A 7,129-nucleotide genomic window follows, 5' to 3' on the forward strand; every position below is an offset into this window, starting at 1 on the left:
CCGCGGTGATGCACTCGGGGCTATATTGCACTCAGTATACTTCTGCACTGAGGAGCACTTCATGGACGTGATCGTGGTCGGAGCGGGCCCGACTGGTTTGACGCTGGCGCACGAGCTGGCCCTCGGTGGCGCCGAGGTCGTGGTGGTGGAAAAGCTGTCCGAACGCATCGAGCAGACGAAGGGCGGCACGATCCAGCCGCGCACCGCCGAGCTGCTCGACGCGCGAGGCCTGCTCGACGCGATCGTCGAGCGGCAGTTCGAACGCGCCGCCGTCGGCGGGCACTTCGCCGGGCTACCGGTGCCGCTCGACTGCACGCCTTGGCAGACCAGGCAGCCCCACCCGATCGGCATTCCACAGTGGAAGGTCGAGGAAGTGCTGGAGGCAGCGGCGATCGCCCGCGGCGCGCGCGTGCTGCGCGGAGAGGACGTCACCGCGATCCACGCCGACGACACCGGCGTCACCGTGACCACCGACCGGGACCTGCGCGCCCGGTACGTCGTCGCCTGCGACGGCGCGCACAGCACCGTGCGCAAGCTGTTGGACCTGCCGTTCCCCGGCCGGCCCGGCACGTATCGAGCCGTGCTCTCCGACGTGCGCCTGTCGGCCGTCTCCGAGCTGGTGCCCGCGCAGGCCGGCCACATGAGCACGATGACCAGGACCACCGCCGACCACTGGGGCATGCTCGTGCCGACCGGCGGCGACCACTACCGCTTCACCTACGGCAAACCCGACGAGACCGAGCCGCCGATGACCGCGGAAGCCGTGCAGCAGGCACTCACCGCGATCTACGGCGAACCCACCACACTGGCCGAAGTCCGCACGATCTCCCGCTTCAGCGACGCCACCCGCCAGCTCGAAAACTACCGCCACGGTCGCGTCCTCTTCGCCGGCGACGCCGCCCACATCCACGGGCCGCTCGGCGGGCAGGGACTCAACCTCGGTGTGCAGGACGCGTTCAACCTCGGTTGGAAGCTCGCCGCGACGTTGCGAGGAGCCACCGACGGCCTCCTCGACACCTACCAAACCGAACGCCACCCGAAGGCCGCGCGCGTGCTGCACCACACGTCGGCCCAACGCGTTCTCGCCGTGCCGAACCCGGACCCCGACCTGCTCGCGCTGAGCGAGATCTTCACCGACCTCATGCGCCTGCCCGACACCAACCGCTACCTCGCCGGAATGATGTCCGGTTTGGACGATCCCGCGCGGCTGCCCGATCTGGACCTCGTGACCGCCGACGGACCGACCCGCGTGGCCGAGCTCCTGCGCGGCGGACGCGCCCTCTTGCTCGATTTCACCGGCGACATCGAGCTGCCGGCCGGCTGGGCCGAGCGCGTGAACCTGGTGCGCGCCAAGGCAGACACCGCGTTGCCGGCCGTGCTGCTCCGCCCCGACGCCGCCGTCGCCTGGCGCGGCGACACCCCGCTCGAAGACGCTCTGCGCGCGACCTTTCAGCCGGCCTTGGGCGCGTAGCGGATCAGCACGACGTCGCCGATCGCGCGCGTGTCCAGCAGTTTCATCCGCGCGCCCGGGTACCGCGCGGGCAGCAGGAACCGCGGCGCGGCGGCGGCGCCGACCACGAGCGGCGCGATGGCGAGGTGGATCTCGTCGGCCAGGCTCTGCGAGAGGAACGCGGTGTGGATCTGGCCGCCGCCCTCGACCATGAGCCGCCGGACGCCGCGGCTGCCGAGGTCGTCGAGCAGCGCGCCGAAGTCCACCTGCGGCCCGAGAGCGACGACTTCGGCGAGCTGACCGAGCCGTTCGCGCGCGGTCGGGGCGCCGGATTCGGTGGTGAAGACGAGCTTTTCCCCGCCGTGGTGCCAAAACTTCCACTCCGGGTCAACGTCACCCGACGCCGTCACGGTCACCTTCAGCGGATACTCGGGCTTGCCGGCGCGCACCCGCTCGGCCCGGCGCTCCTCGCTGTTGACCAGCAGCCGCGGGTTGTCGGCGCGGATCGTGCCCGCGCCGATCAGGATGGCGTCGGACTCCGCGCGCACCTGGTCGACGCGGTCGAAGTCCTCGGCATTGGACAGCAGCAGCCGGTCGGGCGTCGTGTCGTCGATCGCCCCGTCGACACTCGTCGCGACGCTCAGCAGCACGTGGGGACGCATCGGCTCTCCTTTTTCGGTTGACCAGCCGGGCACAGTAGATCTTCGTGACCCTCGACGATACGAACTCCCTGCGCCGCCTGGCCGGACTCGCGACGCCGATGGCGCTGCGCGTCGCCGTGACCCTCGGCCTGCCCGCGCGCCTGCGCATGCCCGCGCCGGCGTCCGAACTCGCCGCCGAGCTCGGAGTGAACCCCGTCGCGCTCGGTCTCCTGCTCGATCACCTCACGACGCTCGGCGTCCTCGAGCACACCCCCGCCGGTCACCGCACCACCGCGTACGGCGAAAACCTCCGCGACGACTTCACCGAAACCCTCTTGAACCTGAATACCGCCGGCGGGCGCGCCGAGCTGGCGTTCGTCGAGCTCGCCCACAGCATCACCACGGGCGAAGCCGCCTACCCGCGCCGCTACGGCCAGGATTTCTGGGCCGATCTCGCCGAGGCCGAGCACCTGCGGGAATCCTTCGACCGCCAGATGACTCTCCGCATCCGCGAGCAAATCCCGCAGATCGTCGCCGGCTACGACTGGTCGCGGTTCTCGACGATCGTCGACGTCGGCGGCGGCCGGGGCGACATCCTCGCCGCCATCCTCACCGCGAACCCCGCGCTACGCGGCCACCTGCTCGACCTGGCCCCGACCGCCGCCGACGCCCGCCGCACCTTCGCCGCCCATTCCCTGCCCGCCCAGGTCACCGCCGGCAGCTTCTTCGACCCACTCCCACCCGGCGCCGACGCTTACCTGCTCGTCGACATCCTCCACGACTGGGACGACGTCCACGCCCACCGGATTCTGGCCCGCTGCACCGAAGCCGCCGGCTCGACGGGCCGCATCCTCGTCGTCGAACCCGTCACCGGCCACCAAGCGAACACCGAAAGCGCCCTCGCCATGCTCACCATCTTCGGCGGCCGCGAACGCCACCTCGACGAGTTCCGCGCCCTCGCCTCGGCCCACGGCTTGACGCTGGACACCGTCACGGACCTGACTTCGCAACGCTGTCTGCTCGAATTCCGCCGATTCGGGGGTCACTGACCGAGGTGACCACCGTGGGGGTCCGGGGCGTAGCCCCAGGGCGGGGTTCGCGGGGTTGCACCCCCAGAAACACGACGGAGCGAGCCGGTTGGCGCGTTCCGCCAACACAACTCGCCCCGAGCGACGTGGAGCTGAGGGGAATCGAACCCCTGACCCCCGCCTTGCAAAGGCCGTTCGCAGTATGGGCGTCGCCAGCAGACACCTCGAAGAGACTCCCACCTGCTGTTTCAGCCGCTGTTCCCCGTGGATCCCTCATCCAACGGGCACGAGAGGGGCACGCGGCGGCGGCCGCATGACCCCGCTCGACCGCATCGCGTGCTCGGCCTCGCCGACGGCACCGGCGATGTGATGTCGCACCGGTCCCGAACGAGAACATCGTTATCCGACGGAGACCTGCTTATCGTGTCTTCTCCCGCCGTTTTCAAGGAGAACCATGATCTGCATTGACTGCGCGACACAAGGCATGAACGAACCGGCCGTCGGGGTCTGTGTGCACTGCGGCGCCGCCACCTGCCTTGTGCACGTGGCCATCCAGATGTTGCCGGCCTCATCGCGGGGCGTCGTGGCACCTCGCCAGGCCCGGCGCACGATCACCTGCGCCCACTGCGGCGAACCCCGAGCCACTCCGACCCCCACCCGGCACAAGGCAACTGCGATCGACCGGTAAGTCTCGCCATGCCAGAGCGACGGGAACCGCTGTCGTCCCACCGGACACCGGCGGCTCCCGTCGTTTTGGCAAGGCACAGGAACACCTGACCGCCTGATCCGTGCTTCCGGCGTGCTGACGGCGGGAATGCCTGGCCACGAGCGCGCGACGGTTCGTGACCGCATCGAGGATCCAGATCAATCCCGGTTCCATCCAGTGCCGCCGAGACGCCGACCTGGCGCGAGTTCGCATGCACGTGGCCGAGGCGATCAGCAGGCCGAGCGGCTCGACGATCGCGCCCACGAGCTCCTGGCCGGCCCGGTCGATCAGGAACCCGGCGAGCACGAGCAAAATCGCGGTGATCGAGGAAGGTCGCAGCAACGCTGCCAACGCCGAGCGCCTCGTCGGACAGAACAGCAGTAGGAGCACCAGCAGCACGAAGCTCACGACCGCCGGCCCCGCGAGGACGCCGAAGATGCCGGTCACGAGGGGACGGCCTGATGTTTGTCGGTCCGCAGGGTGGCCGGCTGCGCCGCCACAACTTCCGGAGGCTGCAGGCCGAGGCACGAGTCGACGCGGGAATGCCCGACGCCGTGCACTTCCACGACCTGCGCCACAGCGGCAACGAGCTCGCGGCCGAGGGCGGCGCAACGACGCGGGAGCTGATGGCCCGCATGGGCCACTCGACCACCCGGGCTGCCATGCGGTACCAGCGCGCACGGCGCGAACGTGACCACACGATCGCCGACGCGATGAGCCGCAACACCGAGCAGGCGCGGCAGGTTCGCAGGGGAAGAAGGCCGAAACTCGCCCGTCGACGAGGCGAGGGGCACGCAGGGGACACGGCGGGTGGAACGACCGCCTAACGCAATGGGGGCCAGATCGGAGTAAACACCCTCTGACCTGGCCCCCATTGGAGGTTTTAGCGAGTGGAGCTGAGGGGAATCGAACCCCTGACCCCCGCCTTGCAAAGGCGGTGCTCTGCCAATTGAGCTACAGCCCCGGGCGCGGGTGCCCGTGGGTCACCCGCGCGGTGAGTCAGTTGCGGGAAGCGTCCGCGGCCTTGGCCGGGGTGCTGCCGTTCGCGGAGACCGGGCCCGTTGGGGCGGTCGCCTGGCGCCAGAGGTCGGCCTCGGCCTTGGCAGCCTTGTTGCGCTTGACGACGAACAGAACGCCGCCCGCGACGACTGCGAGTGCCAACAGCTTCTTCATCTGAAGCCCCCTTTTCCAGCTTGCTTCCGTACCCCACGATGCTACTGCACGCTCCGAGCGCCGGATCCAGCGGTTCCAGGGCCTGGTTCCACGTGGAACCATCGGCGGCCCGCGTCACACGCCGAACGGAATACCTCCGGCCGGCGCGCCGTTGAACACACCGGTCGGTGCGCCCAACGTGTCCCCCGGGCTCACACCTTTGCCTTCGCGGAATACCGTTCGGCTGGAGCCGCGTCGTGCCTTTCGCCGAGAGGCGACCGTGCGCGCGCCGATCGCAGACATGTCAGCCCTGCCGGCCTTCTCTTCCCGGCAGGGCTGACTTGCGTCCGGCGAGCCTCGCGCCCCGACGGCGCCCGACTCCACCAGGCCTGGCTGCCCGGTCGCGACGCCCGTGGGTCACCACGAACCGCGGCCTCAGCCGGTGCCAGCCCACGCCTGCCGGTCCTCGGTCGCGCGCTACACGTCGGTGTGCCAGACCGGGCCGGGGCGTCGGGCTCGCCCGTGGTCGACACCGCGACCGGCGACGTCATTGGCATCCACGACACCAGCAACCGCGACGGCGGCCAGTGCACGGCCCGAGCCTTCGTAGCAATGGCCATTGGTCAGCACGAAGGCTTTGTCGTCGTCCGCCGACGTCTGCATCCGGACCAGCGACCCCGAGCACCCGTCGACGTTGAGGCTGCCCGCGAAATCCACGGTCGCGGCCACGGCTTGCGGCGCTGCGAGCACCAGTGCGGAAGAAGTCAACCGCCTTGGCCGCACACGGAATCTTGTCCAGCGACGCGTGCCGTCCATCCAGGACAGTCAGCAGCGAGCCACCGACCGCCTTCTGCGTGTCGGCCGCGTCGGAAACGGCCACCCACCACAGAAAGCGGCGATCTCGAACTTGCCGCCCGTCGCCGGGTACTCGCGCTGGTGCGCCTGCACTACGCCCTCGCCTGCTCGAAATCGCGGCCACCGGTCCCCTCGCTGCAGAACCTCGCGTTGTACCGCACGCTGTTCAGCCCACGGGGATTCACGTCGAAACTGAAGACCCGGCGCGCACCGGCCGGTGCCCCACTGGCGGTCAAGCACCGGCATCCGCGGTCGTGCCGAAGTGGTATTCCGCATCGTGTTGGGCCGGCCACGTGACGAACCGGCCGAACCCCTTCTCCGCGACCGCGTCGATCGAACCGTCCATGGCGGACAGGTCCATCACCGGCGGCATCACGGAATCCAGCCACAACCGGTCGACGCGGCGGTCGAACATCGACCGGTACACGGTGCCAATGACGTTGCCGTAGGAGACGCCGTAGAAACTGATCTTCGGCGCACGGCCGGGCCGTCCTGCCACTCACAGTCGACCTTGTCGCGGTAACCCGCGCCGCGCATGTCGAACCCGACCACGTCGTAATTCGGTAACGAACAAACACCGAGAGTCAGCCGCGCGAACACTCACCCAGGCAGCCAATGGTCACCGATCGCACCGTGGGGGTCTGGGGGCTCGGCCCCCAGATACAACACCGCCCGGTCACAGTTTGCGTATTCCGCAAACATGACCGGGCTAACCGGGTGGGCCCACCAGGACTTGAACCTGGGACCTCTTCGTTATCAGCGAAGCGCTCTAACCACCTGAGCTATGGGCCCGTCGAACGAAGGGAACTTTACAGGACCCCCGGAGGGGCCCTGCAACCGGGTTACTCCCTCTCCGACAGGGTGACTTCGAGGCCACCTGCCAGGTCGGCCGACACGTTGTAGATGAAGGCGCTCACGGTGGCCAGGGCGGAGACCAGCACGATGTTGATCGCGCCCAGGATGGCGGCGACGCCGAACACGCGGCCGGCGCTGATGAGGGGCTCGGTGGACGCGTTGGCGCCCTCGCCGCCGACCAGGGACGAGTAGGTGCCGTTCAGTTTGTCCCAGACGCCCATGCCGTCGAGGACCGTGTACAGCACGCCGACGGCGACCAGCCACACGAAGAACATCGCGACGCCCAGGACGAGCGACAGCTTCAGCACCGACCAGGGGTCGAAGCGCTTGATCTGCAGCGATGCGCGGCGCGGGCCGCGGCCCGGGCGGCGCAGGGCGCTCGGGGTGGGGCGGGTGCGGCCGGCCGGGGGGACGTCGGCGGCGGCCGGGGGCGGGGCCGCGG

General features: G+C 69.6%; 9 protein-coding genes, 2 tRNA genes and 1 pseudogene. 4 read left to right on the forward strand and 8 right to left on the reverse strand.

Going from position 1 to position 7,129, the window contains the following annotated elements:
* The first annotated feature begins 61 nt into the window (after positions 1 to 61).
* Positions 62 to 1,471, forward strand: coding sequence for an FAD-dependent oxidoreductase (locus AB0M56_RS12335; RefSeq protein WP_364174166.1), 1,410 nt, complete (start codon positions 62 to 64; stop codon positions 1,469 to 1,471).
* Here the strand turns inward: AB0M56_RS12335 and AB0M56_RS12340 are convergent.
* Positions 1,450 to 2,112, reverse strand: a complete 663-nt coding sequence (locus AB0M56_RS12340; RefSeq protein WP_364174169.1) for a dihydrofolate reductase family protein — start codon at positions 2,110 to 2,112, stop codon at positions 1,450 to 1,452. The genes AB0M56_RS12335 and AB0M56_RS12340 overlap by 22 nt on opposite strands.
* Positions 2,113 to 2,156: 44 nt before the next feature.
* Here AB0M56_RS12340 and AB0M56_RS12345 point away from each other — a divergent pair, with 44 nt between their 5' ends.
* Both AB0M56_RS12345 and AB0M56_RS12350 read left to right on the forward strand, forming a co-directional pair.
* A complete protein-coding gene (locus AB0M56_RS12345) occupies positions 2,157 to 3,140 on the forward strand; it encodes a methyltransferase (RefSeq protein ID WP_364174172.1) in 984 nt (327 codons plus the stop codon).
* 463 nt (positions 3,141 to 3,603) lie between these two features.
* Positions 3,604 to 3,654, forward strand: a pseudogene (locus AB0M56_RS12350) (hypothetical protein); the annotation flags it as partial.
* Positions 3,655 to 3,687: 33 nt separating this feature from the next.
* Here the strand turns inward: AB0M56_RS12350 and AB0M56_RS12355 are convergent.
* The gene (locus AB0M56_RS12355; RefSeq protein ID WP_364174234.1) at positions 3,688 to 4,272 is read right to left on the reverse strand and encodes a hypothetical protein; all 585 of its coding nucleotides are present in this window, start codon (positions 4,270 to 4,272) and stop codon (positions 3,688 to 3,690) included.
* A gap of 14 nt (positions 4,273 to 4,286) precedes the next feature.
* On the opposite strand from AB0M56_RS12355, the gene AB0M56_RS12360 reads away from it, so the two are divergent.
* On the forward strand, positions 4,287 to 4,652 hold the full coding sequence (locus AB0M56_RS12360) for a tyrosine-type recombinase/integrase (protein ID WP_364174175.1): 366 nt from the start codon (positions 4,287 to 4,289) through the stop codon (positions 4,650 to 4,652).
* 64 nt (positions 4,653 to 4,716) lie between these two features.
* Here the strand turns inward: AB0M56_RS12360 and AB0M56_RS12365 are convergent.
* The 6 genes from AB0M56_RS12365 to AB0M56_RS12390 form a co-directional block, all read right to left on the reverse strand.
* A tRNA-Ala gene (locus tag AB0M56_RS12365) sits at positions 4,717 to 4,789 on the reverse strand.
* Positions 4,790 to 4,824: 35 nt separating this feature from the next.
* On the reverse strand, positions 4,825 to 4,998 hold the full coding sequence (locus AB0M56_RS12370; protein WP_220245417.1) for a DLW-39 family protein: 174 nt from the start codon (positions 4,996 to 4,998) through the stop codon (positions 4,825 to 4,827).
* A 456-nt stretch (positions 4,999 to 5,454) separates the two neighbouring features.
* On the reverse strand, positions 5,455 to 5,793 hold the full coding sequence (locus AB0M56_RS12375; RefSeq protein WP_364174178.1) for a hypothetical protein: 339 nt from the start codon (positions 5,791 to 5,793) through the stop codon (positions 5,455 to 5,457).
* Between the two features lie 271 nt (positions 5,794 to 6,064).
* Positions 6,065 to 6,331, reverse strand: a complete 267-nt coding sequence (locus AB0M56_RS12380; RefSeq protein ID WP_364174181.1) for a hypothetical protein — start codon at positions 6,329 to 6,331, stop codon at positions 6,065 to 6,067.
* A 219-nt stretch (positions 6,332 to 6,550) separates the two neighbouring features.
* Positions 6,551 to 6,624, reverse strand: a tRNA-Ile gene (locus tag AB0M56_RS12385).
* 50 nt (positions 6,625 to 6,674) lie between these two features.
* The coding region (locus AB0M56_RS12390; RefSeq protein WP_364174183.1) for a DUF3566 domain-containing protein at positions 6,675 to 7,129 on the reverse strand (455 nt) is incomplete at its 5' end.

It is taken from the genome of Amycolatopsis sp. NPDC051372 (assembly GCF_040682095.1).
Classification (GTDB): domain Bacteria; phylum Actinomycetota; class Actinomycetes; order Mycobacteriales; family Pseudonocardiaceae; genus Amycolatopsis.